The sequence below is a fragment of the Campylobacter sp. BCW_6873 genome (assembly GCF_001762365.1).
Lineage (GTDB): Bacteria > Campylobacterota > Campylobacteria > Campylobacterales > Campylobacteraceae > Campylobacter_D > Campylobacter_D jejuni.
Genome location: NZ_MJWS01000104.1, coordinates 97,447 through 117,634 on the forward strand (window position 1 = coordinate 97,447; position 20,188 = coordinate 117,634).

The 20,188-nt window shown below is 34.4% G+C and carries 5 protein-coding genes, 2 tRNA genes, 3 rRNA genes and 2 pseudogenes; 1 reads left to right on the plus strand and 11 read right to left on the minus strand.

Annotation, left to right across the window (positions count from 1 at the left end; genetic code table 11):
* A pseudogene (locus AJ932_RS10880) lies at positions 1 to 730 on the minus strand (pentapeptide repeat-containing protein); the annotation flags it as partial.
* Positions 730 to 4,474, minus strand: a pseudogene (locus AJ932_RS09085) (class I SAM-dependent DNA methyltransferase). The pseudogenes AJ932_RS10880 and AJ932_RS09085, both read right to left, overlap by 1 nt.
* Positions 4,475 to 4,703: 229 nt before the next feature.
* Between AJ932_RS09085 and ggt the strand changes: the two are divergent.
* Positions 4,704 to 6,374 carry a gamma-glutamyltransferase gene (gene ggt / locus AJ932_RS09090; protein ID WP_070278765.1) on the plus strand — a complete coding sequence of 557 codons (1,671 nt, stop codon included), beginning with the start codon at positions 4,704 to 4,706 and terminating at the stop codon, positions 6,372 to 6,374.
* A 34-nt stretch (positions 6,375 to 6,408) separates the two neighbouring features.
* Here the strand turns inward: ggt and ccsA are convergent, their stop codons facing one another.
* From ccsA to AJ932_RS09135, 9 genes are all read right to left on the minus strand, one after another.
* Positions 6,409 to 9,114, minus strand: coding sequence for a cytochrome c biogenesis protein CcsA (gene ccsA, locus AJ932_RS09095; protein ID WP_070278766.1), 2,706 nt, complete (start codon positions 9,112 to 9,114; stop codon positions 6,409 to 6,411).
* On the minus strand, positions 9,107 to 9,691 hold the full coding sequence (locus AJ932_RS09100) for a SoxW family protein (protein ID WP_002854502.1): 585 nt from the start codon (positions 9,689 to 9,691) through the stop codon (positions 9,107 to 9,109). Before AJ932_RS09100 ends, ccsA begins: the two co-directional genes overlap by 8 nt.
* Before the next feature lie 43 nt (positions 9,692 to 9,734).
* Positions 9,735 to 11,804 (minus strand): rhodanese-like domain-containing protein, encoded by a 2,070-nt coding sequence (locus tag AJ932_RS09105; RefSeq protein ID WP_002860875.1) that lies wholly within the window; start codon positions 11,802 to 11,804, stop codon positions 9,735 to 9,737.
* Between the two features lie 40 nt (positions 11,805 to 11,844).
* Complete coding sequence (locus AJ932_RS09110; RefSeq protein ID WP_070276091.1) at positions 11,845 to 13,815, minus strand: cytochrome c3 family protein; 1,971 nt, start codon at positions 13,813 to 13,815, stop codon at positions 11,845 to 11,847.
* 421 nt (positions 13,816 to 14,236) lie between these two features.
* Positions 14,237 to 14,353, minus strand: a 5S ribosomal RNA gene (gene rrf, locus AJ932_RS09115).
* Between the two features lie 274 nt (positions 14,354 to 14,627).
* Positions 14,628 to 17,686 (minus strand): 23S ribosomal RNA (locus tag AJ932_RS09120).
* A gap of 727 nt (positions 17,687 to 18,413) precedes the next feature.
* Positions 18,414 to 18,490 (minus strand) — tRNA-Ile (locus AJ932_RS09125).
* An 8-nt stretch (positions 18,491 to 18,498) separates the two neighbouring features.
* Positions 18,499 to 18,574: transfer RNA gene (locus tag AJ932_RS09130), tRNA-Ala, on the minus strand.
* A 102-nt stretch (positions 18,575 to 18,676) separates the two neighbouring features.
* Positions 18,677 to 20,188 (minus strand): 16S ribosomal RNA (locus tag AJ932_RS09135).
* Together the 16S, 23S and 5S rRNA genes with 2 tRNA genes alongside form the textbook arrangement of a ribosomal RNA operon.

Consider the following 20,188-nt stretch of genomic DNA (forward strand, 5'->3'; position numbering starts at 1 on the left):
TTGCAAATTTATCTAAGGATTTTTGATCTTCTTCTTTTTTATTTTTATTAAACTCTTCATATTTTTGTTTGATTTTTTCTTCTAAATTATCAAAAGTAAAATTTAAATTTGCATTTATAGCATTTAAATTTCCTTTTATAATATTTTGAAAAAATATAAAAGATTTTTCAAAATTAGCTTCATAAAAAGATAAATTTTCAAATGAGTTTTTAAAAAATATACATTCATAATTAAAGCTATTAGCATTAAAATAAGCTTCTTTTGTAAATAAATTATTGCATATACTAATATTTTGTATTGAATTTTCTTCAAAATTAAAATTTAAAATTTTATTTTCAAAAATACTTACATCTTTAAAAATATTTTTACAAACATTTATTTTATATATTTCTTTTTTTACCCAAAAAATACCAAAATCTTTTTCAAAAATACTATCTTGAATTGAAATATATCCATCAAAATTATTTCTTATTATAAAACTGCTTTCAAAACAACACATTTTAAATTCTAAAGATTTTGTTGTAATTTCTAAAATTAAATTTGGTATTGTACATCTATAAAAATACAAATTATATTCTTGGAAAACTTTAATATTATCAGCAATAACAGGTATAACGCAATCATTTATTTGGAATAAATCAGAATGCTCTATATATAATATTTTATCTTTTTGTATATTTAGTTTTTCAGCTATGTCTGCTATTGCTTGTTCTTTTGTTAGTTCTTCCATTATTTCCTTTCTATGATTTTTATCTCATCATCAGTGAGATTGTAAAGTTTATAAACCAAAGAATTGATTTTGTTTTCTAGTTCTTGGGTGTTTGCGTTTTTGTCTTGCTCTTTGGCTTTTAAAATCTCATCGACTAAATTTATAAGCTCATTGGCTAATTTTTCATTTTTTGAATTTATTTTTGGTATAGGAAGTCTTTCTATTTTATCTTTAGCTCCATAAGCATAAGAACCTGTTTGTATTAAATTTGTTTTTAAAGTAATTAGCCATTTATAACAATTAGAATTCATAAAAGCTAATATATACTTCAAACTAAAAACATCTAAAGTCATCATAAACAAAGAATTATTAAAAAATATATGTTCTTTAATATAAGAAAATAAATATTCTCCGCTTACTGGGTTCCAAACTATCTTTTCCTTTTCAAATTCATCTAAATAAGCACAATTTCTAAGATTATAAGGAGTCAAGCCTTTATCAGCTCTTTTTTCTAATTGTGGATAAAATTCATCAAAATACTTTTTTAAACTAGGATAATACTCTATATTTATCGCTTCTGTTTTTTCTCCATTTTTGCTTTTATAGCCATTGTGAGTATTTATCACCCAAAGCCCCGCCCATTCATAGCTATATCTTTTTATATCGCGTCCGCGTAGCATTTTGCGTATGAGTTTGGCGGTGCGTTCTTTTTCAGCTTCATCTTTGCAATTTGCTAAAATTTCATTTCTTTTTTCAGTAGTGATGATAAAGGCTTCGTTATAGCCTGTTTTTATCCCATAGTTGATATTAAGCCCATACCATTCTTTAAGCGGAGTTCCTATGCGTTCTATCTTAGCCTTTAAAGCACTAGTATTCTCATCGCTAAAAGTGAAGCTTTCTTTGCTTAAAGAATTTTGCGAAAATTCTGCAAAGTCCTTATATAAGCCGATGTTATAGGCACAAGTTTTTAAAATTTCATTGTTTAAAGAAAGGTATTTGAATTTATTATCTTTGCTTTTTAATTTTTCAAAACAAAGTATGGAAGTATCCACCGTAGCACTATCAAAAACTTTTATGCCGTTTAAATCAGTATATTCTAAAAACTTAACATTTTTAAGCAAAAATTCACGCAAAGCTTCCCCATATCCTGCACGCGTGTATTTGTTAGAAGTGATATAGCTCAATACCCCCCCCCCTATCTTTTAAAACATTAAATCCTAGCTCATAAAAATAAGTATAAATATCACTCGTGCCTTTATAAACTTTATAGTTTTTAGCTAGATGAGGTTTTAGCTCTTTAAGCTCTTCTTGTCTTATATAAGGCGGATTGCCGATGATGAGATCAAAGCCTTTGAAATTTCCTTCATCGTCCAAAATTTCAGGGAATTCAAAACGCCATTCAAAAGGATGTGATTTTTCTAGTTCGAAAATACGCTCATAAAGCTCTAAAAGCTTTTTAAATTCTTTTCTTGCTACTTTTTCATCAAAACTGAATTCAAACATATTTTTAGAAAAAAAGCTTTTAAATTTTTCATCGTGATGTTCATCGGCTAAAAAATCGCCGTATTTTTTAGAATACTCGTTTGCCCCATTTGTGAGCTGCTTGATCTCTTTGTTAAATTTATCTTTCAAGCAAAAATTTTTAAAGCTTTCTTGGAGATTTTTTATCTCTTGGCTGATGTGGCTTTTATCTGTGTAAAAGCCTTCTTTATAGTCTTTTACTGTGCGTTTGTATTTGCCCATACGTTCTTTGATGTTAGGATAGTGGTTTAGGCTTTTGCCTGTTTCAAAGTAAGATACCAAAGAATTTCCGCATTTTATGTTTATATCGATGTTTGGCAATGTTTTAAGATCATGATAATTCTCATCATCAAAGCTTTGATAAAAACTGTGTTTTAAAAGCTCTATCCAAAGCCTTAGTTTGGTGATCTCGCATGAGTTAGGGTTGATATCGACTCCAAAAAGGTTGTTTTCTATGATGTCTTTTTTGGTATGAAAAAGTTCTTGCTGGATAAGATGGGCTTTATCTTTAGGCGTACTTGGGCGTTTATACTCTATAAACTCGCCTTTTCTACCCGTGATGAGAATTTCATCGTTTTGTACTTCTAGGTAAAACTCTTCATCAAAAAGATTTAGCTCATCATAAATGCTCAACATAACATTTAAAGCAGAAACCAAAAAATGCCCACTTCCCACTGCAGGATCGCAAATTTTTATAGAGTTTAAAAGCTCTTTTTGTGCTTTTTTGTCTTCTTTTCTTAAAGACTTTCTTAGTTCGTTTATATTTTTAGCATCAAGATCAAATTGAGCATTGAATTTATCAATCACAACTTTTGTGATACTTTCTTTACACATATAAGAAGTGATAAAGCTTGGCGTGTAAAAGCTCCCTTCTTTGTAGCCATTGAGTTTTTCAAACACATTTCCTAAAACGCTTGAACTTATGAGTTCTTTTTGGCTTAAAATTTCGCTTTGCTCATCATCGCTACCAAAATCAAAGCTATCTAAAAATTCAAACAAGTATTCCAAAAGCCCCACTTGTCCTTTTTTAGCCTTGCATTTATCATCTTTTAGCACGGTGTTTTTATAGTAAAAAAGCTTTAAGTCATTACTTAAGCTTGAAATTTCAAGTGTGTTTTCTATGCTTTGTTTTTCAAACAAAGAAGAATTTAGATAAGGCAGATAAGCAAATTCGCTTTTCTTTCTCGTGCTTTTTTCTTTGGCTAAGACTTCAAAGAAAAGTTCGCTAAGCTTGTCAAAATCAGGGATTTTTTTGAAATTTAAAAATTTCAAATTTTTATCATCATTAAAACGCACCAAATTTGACTCTATAAGCTTTAAAAACAAAATGCGATTAAGCCATAAGATCAAAAGTTTTAAGATGGTTTCAAAATTTTCTTCTTTAAGCTTAGAGTTTATAGCGGTGTAGAAAGTGCCTTGCTCTTCTTTGCTTTCTTCACTTTTTGCGATGATGAGTTTTGAGTTTTGTTTGCTCTCATAAAGCCCTAAGATGTATAAAAGTTCTTTGTAAAAAGCGTTGTTGAGTGAATTTGCATCGTTGGGGTTAAACTCACTTAGCAAACAATCCTTGCTAAAAATTTTGAACAAAGGCTTAAGCTTACTAAAGCTTAATTTATCTTGCTCTAAGATAGGTTTTAAATCCACAAAAAGCCCTTTTAAAGTGCTATCGCCATTTAAAATCTTTTCAAATTCTTTATAAATTTCGTCGGTATTGCCTTTAAAAAGCGAGTTTTTGCTTTCAAAATTTTCAAAAGCTTCTTTAAAATACTTGCTTTTGTTAAAAAGCTCTTCAAACAAATCCGCCTTAAAGATAAAAAAGCTATAAAAATCCGTGATGATGATGTGCTTAAGCGATGAATTTAACGCTTTTCTTTCGCGAAGATAGTATAAAATGCACTCATGCAAAGCTTTGCAATTAGGTTTGCTTGGGCTAAAAAATTCTCTAGAATTAGGCAATTTTGCTTCGATGATGACTTGAGTAAGGCCATCTTTTTTTAAGGCTAAGTCTATACCGCTGTTGCCTTTGTGTATGCTTTTGACTTCGCATTGGAAAGATAAATTTTCAAAAAATTTGCTAAGAGCATTTGCCACAAGGGAATCTTCGTTGTTTTTGAGATTGTTTTCTAAATTTATTTTATAGTCTTTTAAAGTTTTGATAAATTCGTTTAATTCTGTTTCTAAGATAGGCTTTTTGCGGTGGTAGGGACTTAAAAATTCTTTTTCATTTATAGCTTCAAATTTCATATTGCACTTTCAATAAATTTTAAATATTTTAGCAAAAAAATCTCAAGTTTGGTATAAAATTTAAAAGTTACTTTTTGTAATTTTATAAAAAAATAATTATATAAAATGAGAATATTTTATACAAAATTTTAAAATTTTAAATATTTTTATAAAAATATATCATTTTTTAAATTTATCAATACCCCTAGTTTTGTTACAATAATTCTATATATCATTAAAAAGAAGTAAAATGCGTTATTTAGCTATATTTGCGATTTCAATCACGCTAAGTTTTGGTGCAGCTAATCCACCTATACAAGATAGAACGGGCACAGGACTTGTTTTATCAAGTCATGAACTAGCCAATAAAATAGGCAAAGAAGTTCTTGACAAAGGCGGAAATGCCATAGATGCAGCTGTAGCAGTAGGTTATGTTTTGGCTGTAGTGCATCCTGCAGCAGGAAACATAGGTGGTGGTGGCTTTGCAGTCATTCATCTAGCCAATGGAGAAAATACCACGCTTGATTTTAGAGAAATGGCACCTTTAAAAGCAAGCAGAGATATGTATCTTGATAGCAAAGGAGAAGTTATAAAAGATGCTTCAACTATAGGTTATCTAGCTGCTGGAGTACCAGGAACGGTTAAAGGTATGAGTGCTATGCTTGATCGCTACGGCACTATGAAACTAAAAGACTTGATGGCTCCTGCTATAAAACTAGCTGAAAAAGGTTATCTCATCAATGATAGACAAGAACAAACCATGCTAGAAGCTAAAGATATGTTTAAAGAATTTCCTAGTTCAAGCAAATATTTCCTTAAAAAAGATGGTAGCACTTATAAAAGCGGGGATTTATTTGTCCAAAAAGATCTAGCAAAAACTTTAAAACTTATCGCAAAGGAAGGTCCTGATGCTTTTTATAAGGGAAAAATCGCTGATTTAATAGCAACGGATATGGCTAAAAACAAAGGCATTATCACTAAAGAAGATCTAGCACAATACCAAGCTATTTGGAGAAAACCTGTAGAAGGCACTTATAGGGGTTATGATATCATTTCCATGTCGCCACCTAGCAGTGGGGGTGCTCATATCATCGAAATTTTAAATATCATGGAAAATGCCAATATAGAAAATTTAGGCTTTGCAAGCTCTAAAACTTTACACATAATGGCTGAAGCTATGCGTCAAGCTTATGCGGATAGATCAGAATACATGGGTGATCCTGATTTTGTAAAAATCCCACTTGATAAACTTACAAGCAAAGAATACGCCAAAGAAATTTATGCAAAAATTCCAAAAGACAAGGCTTTACCAAGCTCAAAAGTAAAACCTGGTTTAGGACAAATTCACGAAGGACATAATACCACTCATTATTCTGTGCTAGATAGCAAAGGCAATGCTGTAAGCATTACCTATACTATCAATGCGAGTTATGGTTCAGGTGCTGCGGTTGAAGGGGCAGGGTTTTTACTCAATGATGAAATGGATGATTTTTCAATCAAACCAGGGGTGCCAAATTTATACGAACTTGTAGGCGGAGAAGCTAATGCTATAGAACCTAAAAAAAGACCTTTAAGCTCTATGAGTCCAACTATCATACTAAAAGATGGAAAAGTATTTATGGTAGTAGGTAGCCCAGGTGGTTCTAGGATCATCACGACAGTTTTACAAGTGATTTCAAATGTGATCGATCATAAAATGGATATATCAACAGCGGTAGAATCTCCAAGATTTCACATGCAGTGGCTACCTGATGAAATCAGAACAGAGCCTTTTGGAATCATCAAAGATGTGCAAAACAATCTTGAAAAAATGGGCTATAAAATCACAAAAGAACCTTATATGGGTGATGTAAATGCTATCATGGTCGATCCAAAAACTGGAAAAATCGTAGGTTCTATGGATACAAGAAAAGAATTCTAACTTCTTATTTACCCTTGAAATTTCAAGGGTAAATTTATACAGGATTTTTAAGTCTTCTTTTAAAAAATGCTCCTAAAATTAAAATCACTGTAAAAGCAATGAAAAAATATAAAAATTTAGGCACAGGCACAGGATCTCCTGCTGCATAAGAATGCAATCCTGATAGATAGAAATTTACCCCAAAATAAGTCATTAAAATAGAATAAAATCCTATAACACTCGCACTTGCAAAGGCGTAAGGATTGTTAAATTTTGAGATAAATCTAAGATGTAAAATCATAGTATAAACAATAATAGAAATTAAAGCCCAAGTTTCTTTAGAATCCCAACCCCAGTATCTTCCCCAGCTTTCGTTTGCCCAAACTCCACCTAAGAAATTTCCTATAGTGAGTAAAGCAAGTCCTATTATCATCGCCATTTCGTTGATACAATGTAAGTTTAAAATACTTTGATCTATTTGAGCTTTTTTTGGATTTCTTAACATAAATAAAATCAAGCTAAATACTCCAAGCAAAAAGCAAAGTCCTAAAAATCCATAGCTTGCAGTGATGATAGAAACATGGATATTAAGCCAATAGGATTTTAAAACGGGCACAAGATTTGTAATTTGTGGATCCATAAAACCAAGATGTGCTACAAAAAGAGAAATTCCAGCCATAATACTTGCAGTACAAAGCGCTAAAGAAGATCTTTTGTAAAAAACAAGTCCCGCAAAAGCACAAGCAAAAGCTATATAAACCATACTTTCATAAGCATTACTCCAAGGAGCGTGATCTCCTACATACCAACGAAAGATTAAAGCTAAAGCATGAGCTAAAACACTTAAAGCAATGAGAATAAAAATGGCATTTTTAAGCATTTTTGGAGCTTTTTTAAGGCTTAAAATTTCATAGACTAATAAGATAAAAAGCATACTACCTAGTAAAAGATAAATAGGGGTGAGATTGTCAAAAATATTATAATGATTTAAAAAAAGCTCTAAAGAAATTTGAGTAGGTGTAGGGATAAGATTTGATCTATAAAAATTTTGGAAATTTTTAAGTCTTTCTAAACTTTCATCGGCTTTAGAAAAATCTTTGGTACTAAAAGCTTGTTCAAAATCAAAAAAATATTTTGCCAATAAGCTTTGTATATTTTCTATATCCTTTAAATCAAAAGGCATAGGTGTAGTAGGAGAATACCAAGTATAGGTTTTTTGACTTGGATCAGGAAATATTCTAAAAATTTCTCCGCTATAGATATAAAAAGCAGTGTTGATTTTTTCATCAAGAGCTAAAATATCTTTATCAAACTGATCTCTTAGAGCAGGTTTTTTGCGGTTTGCTTCTTCTATATAGTTTGAAAGTTTGTAAAAATCTCCATCAAAAACATCATCATAAGCAAGATATTTTTCATTTTTATCTACACCTAAAATTTCTTTTAGCTTTGCAGTTTTTACGCTAATCATTTTTATTTGTCTGAAATGTTGTGGATACATCATCATACCAAGAAAAATTTGATTATAGTTTAAACCTAAAAAATCATTTTTTTTGGTAATCTTATGGATGTAATTCATCGCTAAAGTATCGATAGGTTTTATCCTGCCATCAAAGTCTTGCACAAGTAAGCTTCCAAAAAGCATAGAATGTTTCGCAGAATTTTCTTTGATATTTTGTATAAGCTTTAAGGTATTTTCATCGGCAAAACTTTTTATGTTAAAAGCAAAAAGACAAAAAAGAATTAATAAAAGATTTTTTTGATTTTTAAGATAGTTTGATAATTTTTGAAATCTTGAGTTTTTAGCAAATAAAATCCATAAAAAACCTAAAGTCAGCAAAGTATAGCCTATATAGGTTGGAATTTTTCCAGGATCTTTATTGACTGAAAGTATGGTGCCTTGTTCGTCTTGATCATAAGAACTTTGAAAAAATCTATATCCGCCATAATCTAAAACATTATTCATAAAAATTTTATACTCAAAACTTTTATCTTGATCGATCACTTCGATATCTGAAGCATAAGAAGAAGGACTCATAGAACCTGCGTAGCGATCAAGGATAAAATCTTTTAAAGCCAAAGAAAAAGGCAGTTTAATCTCTTCAGGACCCCAGTTGAGTGCAAAAATTTCACCTCCTAATCTAAAAGGTAAAACATTTTCATTGTTGTAATTTGGAGTGAGTAAAATTTCTTTGCTTTCATTATTAAAAGAAATTTGCATTTTGATGATAGGATTGCTCATTGCATTAGGAGCTTTTTCATAATCAAGTAGTTTTAAATTTATAGTTTTATTTTGCTGCATGGAAACTTTTTTTTCAAAACTATTATGGAGTAAAGGATTAAAAGCTACTCCAAAGGATTGATATTCTATAACCTTACCTTCATCATTATAAAGCATTAAGGCTATAAATTCATCTCTTGTCACAATGATATCAGAACTTTGTCCTTCTCTAATGTGCATACCTCCTTCTATGCCAAAATAACGCGTGATTGCAGCGCCAAGTAAAATTACTATAAAAGCACTATGCAAGAGCAAGGAAGCATATTTTTTTCTTTGTAAAAGTTTGTGTATAAAAATAATACCTATAAGATTGATTAAAAGCAAAAGGTGTAAGATATCAAACCATAAAGCATTATAAACTAAGGCTTTAGCAGCATTTGTGCCAAAATCATTTTCGACAAAAGTCGCTACTGCACAAGAAAGAGCATAGATAAAAAGTAAAATAAGACTCATCCAAAAGGAAAAAAAGATTTTCTTAAACATTTTTCTCCTTGTATGCTAGAAAAAGTGTTTTAAAAAGCTCATCTTCATTAAGCTTTTGATTTTTTTCATCTTTTAAAATTTCCATAGTCAAAGCAAGGCGTTTAGCACTCATAAAACCAGGATAAATTAGTAAAGTTTTATGTTTAGGAGTAAAAAATACCAAAGTAGGCGTAGCGTCTATATTAAATTCTCTTGAAAGTTCTTCTGTGCTTGTTTTTTTATTGTCGTAATTATGAATTTTATGATAACTTGTATTGATATAATAAGAATTATATGTGTTTTTTAAGATATTTTGAACTTCTTTGTTGTTTTGAATTTCGTGTTTTAATTTATCGCAATAAACACAATTATTTGCACTAAAAATAATTAGCACAGGTTTGTCAGAAAAAACAATATTTTGATTGTCTTTAAAAAATTCTGCGATTTCTTTGTAAGAGTTGAGATCAAGATTGTTTGTATCTTGTTTGTATTGTTCTGTAGTTTTTGTTCCTTTGGAAAGAATATTTTCATCTATTTTTTCATCATTACAAGCACAAAATAATAATATTATAAATCCTAAAATCAGTTTTTTTAACATCAAATCCTTTCATTTAAAATTGCCTAGAAAATCTAGGCAATTATTATTTTAATAAATCCACTATAAAAGCATAAATCATCAAGAATAAAAAGATCATTCCTGTAATCAGCATCAAATAACCTGCTAATTTAGCAATGCCTTTATAAGAATTAAATTTAGAGTTTTTCTCATATAAACTTTCAAGCTTTCCGCTTTCTTTTAGGCGTTGATAATACGCATTTCTTTCTTGTTTAATCTCGGCTTCACTTTGGGTTCCTGAGAAAATTACCATATCCATAGGGAAGCGATCTGCTCTAAAATGAGTATTGAAGAAGTGGATTGCAAAGATAAATCCTGTTGCAAGTAAAGCTTCATCAGAATGCACTAAAGAACAAAGATTGATCATCCAACCTGGTAAAAAGGTACTAAAGAAAGTAGGGAACCATAAAACCAATCCTGAAAGTCCTATAACAAACATACCCCAAAATACTGCTAGATAATCAAATTTTTCCCAATAAGTCCAGCGGTCAAATTGTGGTCTTTCGCCCATGCCAAAGAACCATTTAAAATGTGCTTTCATATCTTTAAAGTCTTGCCAATTTGGCATTAAAGAATCAGGTCCAAAAAGGGCTTTTAAAATTTTCATTTTATCAAGTTTTCCTGTTTGTGGATCACGCACTAAATCTCTTCTTTTCCAGTTTACAAGTATGATTTCTCCAATATGAGAGAAAAAGACTATAAACATAACAATAGCACTAATATGATGCACTATGGTTGCACCGATTGGTCCGCCTATAAGATCTATCATGGTTTGTGCCCAAGGAGCGGTATAAAATTTTTGCGGCAAACCCGAGAAAGCAAGTCCTAAGAAACTTGCCGCCATAAAGAAATGCTGAATTTTATGGAAGGTTGAAAAACGTTTGATTAAAACCTTGTCATTGTGTGCATTTTCTTTTGCTTTTTTCCATTCTGCAGGATGTGAAAATCTTGCTAAAATCAGTCTTATACTCCAAAGTAAAGTATGCAAACCAAAGAATACAAAAACTCCTATCACTAAAGCGGTCATAAAGATATAAGCACCGTGAAGTAAAGGATAGTTTTCTCCATCACTATGATCAGCATGTGCAATAAAATTGGCAAAATTTTCATTAGAATTTGGATGACACTGTGCACAAGTTTGAACACGATTTAAAGACGATAGGGTTGAGTTTAAATCTTCAACTTTTAAAATATTGTGTTTGCCGTGACAATCATAACAGGCTGCGATTTTTGGAGCACTACCGGGACTATTTAATACCATAGCCTTACCATGAAAAGTATCATGATAGCGATCTTGTTTATCTTGATGACATTCACCGCATTTAAAATCACTTCTTTGTTTTAAGGTCATTGCATTCATTAACGGATCGTTGTTGTGGATATCATGACAAGTGGTACAAGTTGGAATTTTTTTCTTTTTTCCATCTTTATCAAGTTGTATTTGGCTGATATTTTGATGAATGCTGTGTTTAAATTCTTTATCTATATCTTTATGACAACTTGCACAGTTTTTATTGATAAGATCTAAATTTGCAGCATTATTGTAGCGAATAGATTTTTTATCTTCGCCTTTTCCGTGGCAATCCCTACAACTTGGAACATCTCCAAAATACATTCTTGAATGAATACTATCTTTAAAATCATCTAAATTTTTAGCGTTTTGCCATTTTTCTATTTGTTCTTTTTGAACTTTTCTTCCAGAAAGCACCCAAGATTCTATACCATCTAACATAACATAAACATGGGTATAGCCTAATTTTTGGCTTAAATTTGCAATATTAGAAGCATCAAAAGTAAAACGATTCGACCCATAAAAAATTAAAGTTGCATTAAAATCATCAGGTAATAAATTTTGCCAATTTTGCGCATCAACTAAAACAGCATTAGGTATATTACCTGCAACTTCTCTTTCTTCCTTGGAATTAACATCCACAAAATATACATTTTTTTGCCCTAAAAGTTTTTCAGCATCTTTCATGCTGATAGGAGTTACACCTTCAACTATACCTATTTGAATTTTTCCGTCGGCAAGTAAAAAAGGGGTTGAAAAACAAAAAACAGCAAGCAATATAAATTTTATTAAACTTTGTTTCAAAATTTACTCCTTAAACTCGCCCAAAAAATGGGCGAAAATTTTATTTTAAAATATTTTTAGCTTCTTGTATATAAACCAAAGCCTCATCTACTATTTTTTTGGAGTAAACAGGACCATGCACACCCCAAGAACCATCTTTTTGCAATTTTTCTGTAATAGCCCTTGCTTGATTTGCCAAAGTAATAACACGAGATTTTTTCTCTACAGAAAGTTTAGGATTTTCAGCCATAGCTTTATCAATTTCTTTCACGCCTTTAAGAATATTTTCATATCCATCTTTTACAGGTTTTTGCCAACCTACAACAATGTCGTAGATAGTCTCTTGATCTGTAAAATGAAGTTTTTTAGGTAAATTTGATTGAACCGCACTGTGACATCCACTTGCACCTGACCCCATTAAATTTGGATCACTAAAACTTGTACGTCCACAAGCCCACATTAAATCAAGGAAAAATCTTCCATCATCATCTCTAGCGATGGTCCATCCTGGAGTTTTTGGAGATCTTTCTTTACCTTCTGGCGGATTAAGAGTTTTAGCAGTTTTATCAACTTTTATTTTCCAAATGTGAGAAGCTCTAACATTATCAAATCCACCTTTATCGGGATTTTGAACTGCTCCAAAGTTTTCACAACTCATCATATTTGGCATGTGACAAGCTGTACAATTATCTTTTGAATGAATTCCTCCTTGTTTAAAGAAGCTAGCTTGTGTGTCATGACAATCTGTACAAGTTTTTTTAAGCCCTACTTTAGTATATCCATCTTTCCAATCATTGAAAGTAACCTCATGAGGATCGTGGCAAGTAGAACATCTCATACCCTTATCATAGTGAGCTGAACTATACATTTGCGCACCTTCAGTTCCACAAGCTGGACAGCTAGATTTGAAGAAGGCATTAAATGGTTTTCTAGGATTTTTCTTAGCATCTTCTTCATTATAAGAAAATCTTTGATGACATCTTTCGCAGTTTGATGGCATACCTGCACCTCTAGCACCATAAAGATGAGCACCTGCACCATGACATTCTTCACAAGAAATACCTTTTGAAATTGTATGTTTTCTAAGCTCTTGAGTATTTCCTAAAGCTTTATAAAATTCTTCTTTGCTTTTAAAATCAAATTTAAAACTATGACAGGTTTCACAATAAGAACTTGCAGGCTGAAAAAGCATATTTTTACGATATTGTGCTGCATAAGAATTTGTTCCCCAAACTTGAGAGCCATTACCTCCAAATTGTTCCATAGTAGTAGGGAAACCTGGAGAAAATTCTGCTATTTTTTTGGTCATTTCAGGTGTTAAAAACTCACTCCAAAGCCTTGAGAATTGATTGCCGCCAGCTACAATTTTTCCTGTCATATTACTAAGATTTCCATCTTCAACATGATAAGTTCCACGAACCAACCATCTATCAATAAAACCATATTTTGTTCTAGGTGTTCCAATTACAGCATAGACATCATCAGGATAAATTCCATCTGGTAAAATAGTAGATTGTGAGTTATACATAGGTTTTTTTAAATCATTTCCTACTTCTTCAAACTCATCAGGAAAACGAACGGTTTTTGCATGACGTGATCTTTCCCAAGCTTTATATTGAGCAGGATGACATTCACCACATTTTTTTGGACCTACAAATTTATTTGGAAAATCTAAAAAAGATTCCATTCCTAAACGATAAGTCACTGAAGTATGAGCTAGATTGTTTTGCTGTGCAAAAGTAGGACCATTAGAAAATTCTACATATTCTTCTTCCCTATCACTAATAGCATATTTACCTACTATACGACCTTCTTTTTCATATTTAAACATAGGATGATGTTCTTTAAGATATTTAAAAAACGCATCTTCTTGGTGCACATAACCCTCAAGCGTTCTTGGTTTAGTATCGCCATCTTGTGCAGCTTCTCCTTGAATAAGAACATTTGAATTTTCTGCACTACTCACATTTAAAGCAAATCCCACCCCAAGTAATAGGGTTAAAACCTTTCCCTTAGAAATAAGCTTTTTCATAAGATACACCTTATAAATAAAATTTTTAAGATAATATAATTATGAAATAAATAGTTTAAGATATAAATTATCTTATTTAAATTATATTAACTTTTATATATAAAGTTTATGTTAATTAAACTTAATAATTAATAAAATTAACAATTTCATCGTGAATTTATATATTAATTTCTATTTTTTATTTAAAATTCTATCAATAAACCAAGTAGCCGATCACGCAAACAACTTTTTTAAAAGAACTAAATTTATACAATCCATACAAATATACTTAACTTTCCAAACCCCTAAAAACACCCTATTCTCTTAAAAACCTTAACCAGCAACAAACTCTTTTTTAAACACGATTCTAAGCACCATCTAAAACAACAATAAAAATAAACATAGGATTTATATATAAAGTAAGCAATAAAGACATTTAACAAGTCCGCAATGAGCTACTTTCCCCCTGCCAGTAAGGCGTAGTATCATCACCCACGATGTGCTTAGCTTCTTGGTTCGGGATGGAGCAAGGCGTTTCCACATCTGTATAATCACGGACATTGTTATTTAAATATTCTTTGAAAGATTGAATTTAAAAAATAAAGATTAATCTTTTATTTCTTTACTTTTTTCTTTATTCTCTTTCTTCTTTTGTTTTTCTTTCTTCTTTACTTATCTTTTATCTTTGATAAGTTTTTATATAGAATACTTAAAAAACAATGTTAAGAGCAAGTTCTAATATAAACTCTACTTGAAAGATTTCTATGAAACTCTAAATATTATCTATATTCAAAGCTTTCTTAAAAACCTTAACAAGGAAGTGATGCTTTATTAAAGATAAGCCAAACGCTCTATTAGTACTGGTCAGCTAAAGGACTTTCATCCATTACACACCCAGCCTATCAAACTAGTAGTCTTCTAGAGAGCTTAGAGAAGATTCATCTTAGAGTTGGCTTCACGCTTAGATGCTTTCAGCGTTTATCCTTTCCAAACTTAGCTACGCTGCGATGCTCTTGGCAGAACAACAGCTACACCAGTGGTTTGTTCAACCCGGTCCTCTCGTACTAGGGTCAAATCTCTTCAATCTTCTTACGCCCACGGCAGATAGGGACCGAACTGTCTCACGACGTTCTGAACCCAGCTCGCGTACCGCTTTAAATGGCGAACAGCCATACCCTTGGGACCTGCTCCAGCCCCAGGATGCGATGAGCCGACATCGAGGTGCCAAACCTCCCCGTCGATGTGAGCTCTTGGGGGAGATCAGCCTGTTATCCCCGGGGTACCTTTTATCCTTTGAGCGATGGCCCTTCCACACAGAACCACCGGATCACTAAGACCGACTTTCGTCTCTGCTTGACTTGTATGTCTTGCAGTTAAGCTGGCTTATACCTTTATACTCTACGAACGATTTCCAACCGTTCTGAGCCAACCTTTGTAAGCCTCCGTTATTATTTGGGAGGCGACCGCCCCAGTCAAACTACCCACCAGACATTGTCCCACTTGAGGATAACTCAAGCTGGTTAGCTACCCAAATAAGAAAGAGTGGTATCTCAACAACGGCTCATATACAACTGGCGTCATATACTCAAAGCCTCCCACCTATCCTGCACATTCTTATCCAAGTAGCAGTGTCAAGCTGTAGTAAAGGTCCACGGGGTCTTTCCGTCTTGCCGCGGGTAGGAGGAATTTTCACCTCCACTACAATTTCACTGGATCCCTCTTTGAGACAGCTCCCATCTCGTTACGCCATTCATGCAGGTCGGTATTTAACCGACAAGGAATTTCGCTACCTTAGGACCGTTATAGTTACGGCCGCCGTTTACTCGGGCTTCGATCAAGAGCTTCGCTAATGCTAACCCCATCAATTAACCTTCGAGCACCGGGCAGGCGTCACACCCTATACATCCTCTTACGAGTTAGCAGAGTGCTGTGTTTTTGGTAAACAGTCGGGAGGGACTCTTTGTTGTAAGTTTCTTCGCTTTCGGAGTAAATCCTAGTACGAAGCTAACCACACCTTATACCGAAGATACGGTGCTATTTTGCAGAGTTCCTTAAAGAGAGTTCTTCCACGCGCCTTAGAATACTCATCCCACCCACCTGTGTCGGTTTACGGTACGGGCAACATTAGCTAAACTTAGAAACTTTTCTTGGCTCGACGGCATCAGGGGTTCTTCTATCCATCCGAAGACTTCAAAAAGCCTTTCAGTTCTCGGAGTGTTCTTATACGGATTTGCCTGTATAAGCTCCTACAACCTTAGACTAGCACTTCCATCCGCTAGCCCCCTTAGCCCTAAGCGTCCTTCCATCGCACACTAATGTTGGTATTGGAATATTAACCAATTTGCCATCGTCTACCCCTTTCGGACTCGACTTAGGACCCGACTAACCCTACGATGACGAGCATCGCGTAGGAAACCTTGGGTTTACGGCGTTAATGATTCTCACATTAATTATCGCTACTCATGCCTGCATGCTCACTTCTATTCGCTCCAGCACTCCTTACCGGTATACCTTCGACGCAAATAGAACGCTCTCCTACCACTTGCACACAACTTAAACTACTTAAACTTTAAACCAAGAATATTTTTACTGATTTTACTAAGTTTTATTTCTATCTTTACTCTATAAAAATCAGTAAAAATATAACTTAAAACATATAACTTAGTTTTTTATATTCTAAACTTAAATAATCTAAGTTGTGTGCAAGTCTACAGCTTCGGTACTTACTTTAGCCCCGTTATATTTTCCGCGCAAAATCACTAGACCAGTGAGCTATTACGCTTTCTTTAAAGGATGGCTGCTTCTAAGCCAACCTCCTGGTTGTTTAAGTAACTTCACATCGTTTTCCACTTAAGTAAGATTTAGGGACCTTAGCTGGTAGTCTGGGTTGTTTCCCTCTTGACGACGGATTTTATCACTCGCCGCCTGACTGCTGTGATTACATATAAGGTATTCGGAGTTTGATAGGGTTTGGTACATTGGTGTATGCCCTAGCCCATTCAGTGCTCTACCCCCTTATATTACGACACAACGCTATACCTAAATATATTTCGGAGAGAACCAGCTATCACGAAGTTTGATTGGCCTTTCACCCCTATCCACAAGTCATCCCGGGGCTTTTCAACGCCTATGGGTTCAGTCCTCCACTAGTTCTTACACTAGCTTCAACTTGCTCATGGATAGATCACTTCGTTTCGGGTCTGCAGCATCTGACTAAGCGCCCTATTCAGACTCGCTTTCGCTACGGCTTCGCGTTTGCTTAACCTTGCCAGACACCACAACTCGCAGGCTCATTATGCAAAAGGCAGTCCATCACACTGTATTGCTACATAGTGCTCTGAATGATTGTAAGCAAATGGTTTCAGGTTCTATTTCACTCTGATCACCTCAGTTCTTTTCACCTTTCCCTCACGGTACTTGTGCACTATCGATCTGGTATTAGTATTTAGGGTTGGATCGTGGTCGACCCGGATTCAGACAGGATTCCTCGTGTCCCGCCCTACTCAGGATACTGCTAGCTAAGCTTTGTTTTTCGCATACGGGACTATCACCCTCTATGGCTATACTTTCCAGAATGTTCTGCTAAACTCAGCTCTTGCACATTGCAGTCCTACAACCCCCAGTGCAAGCACTGGGTTTGCCCTCTTGCGCTTTCGCTCGCCGCTACTGACGCAATCTCTATTGATTTCTTTTCCTGAGGGTACTAAGATGTTTCAATTCCCCTCGTTCGCTCCTATATAGGTAATGTATATCTCTATACATTGGGTTGCCCCATTCGGAAATCTACGGATCAAAGCTTCTTGACAGCTCCCCGTAGCTTATCGCAGTCTAGTACGTCCTTCATCGCCTTTACCAGTCAAGGCATCCACCATTCGCTCTTAGTAGCTTACCTTTTGATGTTCTTTTAGCAGATGAGCAAAGCTCATCCTAAAGAACCAAAGCTAAAGACCTACCCCGCCAACCTAAAAGATATTAGGCTTAAAACGAAATAAACTAAACATTCATTAAAAAATTAATGTAGATAAAGCTTCAATTCTTAATCGCTAAAAAAACAATTTGCATAAAAGTTAGATATAACCTAACTTCTACCTTTTTTATTGATTCTAAAACGCATCACTTCCTTGTTAAAGTTTTTATGATAAGACTTCTTTATCTTAAGACGGAAAGCATTCAAACACTTAATATAGAACTAAATGATTTAGTCTTAACTAAGCTGTGAGTTTGAAACTTGTCTTTAATTTACAAATCTTAAATCTAATATTCTCTTTATTATAGAAATAAAGATAATTAAAAGATATAAGTTAAACCAAAGAAAAGATAAATAGGTTTTATCCTTTAACAAGTCCTGTAAAATTGTTTTTATTAAAACTTGCTTGTGACTCTTAACAATGATAATTAAAAAGAACATTTAGGTTTAAAACCTAAAGGAAGTATATATATATTAATATAATCATTATAAATATAAATACATAATGTATATGCTACTTATATCTATTTAAAGTATATTCTTTTATAGCTAAAGATAAAAATAAATCTAAGTATAGAGTTTATATTTTATATTTAATCTACTTTATATACTTGCTTTAGATTTTAAAGCTTTTTTATTCAAATCTTTTTTATGGTGGGCCTAACAAGACTTGAACTTGTGACCTCACCCTTATCAGGGGTGCACTCTAACCAGCTGAGCTATAGGCCCTTAATAAATGGTGGAGAATAGCGGGATCGAACCGCTGACCTCCTGCGTGCAAAGCAGGCGCTCTCCCAGCTGAGCTAATTCCCCATAAACAATTAGCTTTATCATCAATCTTTGAAATCTAAACAAGAATCAATTGAGTTTATATATTGAAGTAATAGTGGTGAGACTTATTACTTTGTACTCTAGAAAGGAGGTGATCCAACCGCAGGTTCTCCTACGGTTACCTTGTTACGACTTCACCCCAGTCGCTGATTCCACTGTGGACGGTAACTAGTTTAGTATTCCGGCTTCGAGTGAAATCAACTCCCATGGTGTGACGGGCGGTGAGTACAAGACCCGGGAACGTATTCACCGTAGCATGGCTGATCTACGATTACTAGCGATTCCGGCTTCATGCTCTCGAGTTGCAGAGAACAATCCGAACTGGGACATATTTTATAGATTTGCTCCACCTCGCGGTATTGCGTCTCATTGTATATGCCATTGTAGCACGTGTGTCGCCCTGGGCATAAGGGCCATGATGACTTGACGTCGTCCACACCTTCCTCCTCCTTACGAAGGCAGTCTATTTAGAGTGCTCGGCCGAACCGTTAGCAACTAAATACGTGGGTTGCGCTCGTTGCGGGACTTAACCCAACATCTCACGACACGAGCTGACGACAGCCGTGCAGCACCTGTCTCTAAGTTCTAGCAAGCTAGCACCCTCATATCTCTATAAGGTTCTTAGGATATCAAGCCCAGGTAAGGTTCTTCGCGTATCTTCGAATTAAACCACATGCTCCACCGCTTGTGCGGGTCCCCGTCTATTCCTTTGAGTTTTAATCTTGCGACCGTACTCCCCAGGCGGTACACTTAATGCGTTAGCTGCATTACTGAGATGACTAGCATCCCAACAACTAGTGTACATCGTTTAGGGCGTGGACTACCAGGGTATCTAATCCTGTTTGCTCCCCACGCTTTCGCGCCTTAGCGTCAGTTGAGTTCCAGCAGATCGCCTTCGCAATGGGTATTCTTGGTGATATCTACGGATTTTACCCCTACACCACCAATTCCATCTGCCTCTCCCTCACTCTAGACTATCAGTTTCCCAAGCAGTTTAATGGTTAAGCCATTAGATTTCACAAGAGACTTGATAATCCGCCTACGCGCCCTTTACGCCCAGTGATTCCGAGTAACGCTTGCACCCTCCGTATTACCGCGGCTGCTGGCACGGAGTTAGCCGGTGCTTATTCCTTAGGTACCGTCAGAATTCTTCCCTAAGAAAAGGAGTTTACGCTCCGAAAAGTGTCATCCTCCACGCGGCGTTGCTGCGTCAGGGTTTCCCCCATTGCGCAATATTCCCTACTGCTGCCTCCCGTAGGAGTCTGGACCGTGTCTCAGTTCCAGTGTGACTGATCATCCTCTCAGACCAGTTAAGCGTCATAGCCTTGGTAAGCCATTACCTTACCAACTAGCTGATACTATATAGTCTCATCCTACACCGAAAAACTTTCCCTACTCAACTTATGTTAAGCAGGAGTATAGAGTATTAGCAGTCGTTTCCAACTGTTGTCCTCTTGTGTAGGGCAGATTAACTATACCTTACTCACCCGTGCGCCACTAATCCACTTCTAGCAAGCTAAAAGCTTCATCGTTCGACTTGCATGTATTAGGCACGCCGCCAGCGTTCACTCTGAGCCAGGATCAAACTCTCCATAA

Excerpts from the sequence above, each read along its gene's own strand:
- ggt (WP_070278765.1), top strand. The coding sequence starts at position 4,704 with ATGCGTTATTTAGCTATATTTGCGATTTCAATCACGCTAAGTTTTGGT.
- ccsA (WP_070278766.1), bottom strand. The coding sequence starts at position 9,114 with ATGTTTAAGAAAATCTTTTTTTCCTTTTGGATGAGTCTTATTTTACTT.
- AJ932_RS09100 (WP_002854502.1), bottom strand. The coding sequence starts at position 9,691 with ATGTTAAAAAAACTGATTTTAGGATTTATAATATTATTATTTTGTGCT.
- AJ932_RS09110 (WP_070276091.1), bottom strand. The coding sequence starts at position 13,815 with ATGAAAAAGCTTATTTCTAAGGGAAAGGTTTTAACCCTATTACTTGGG.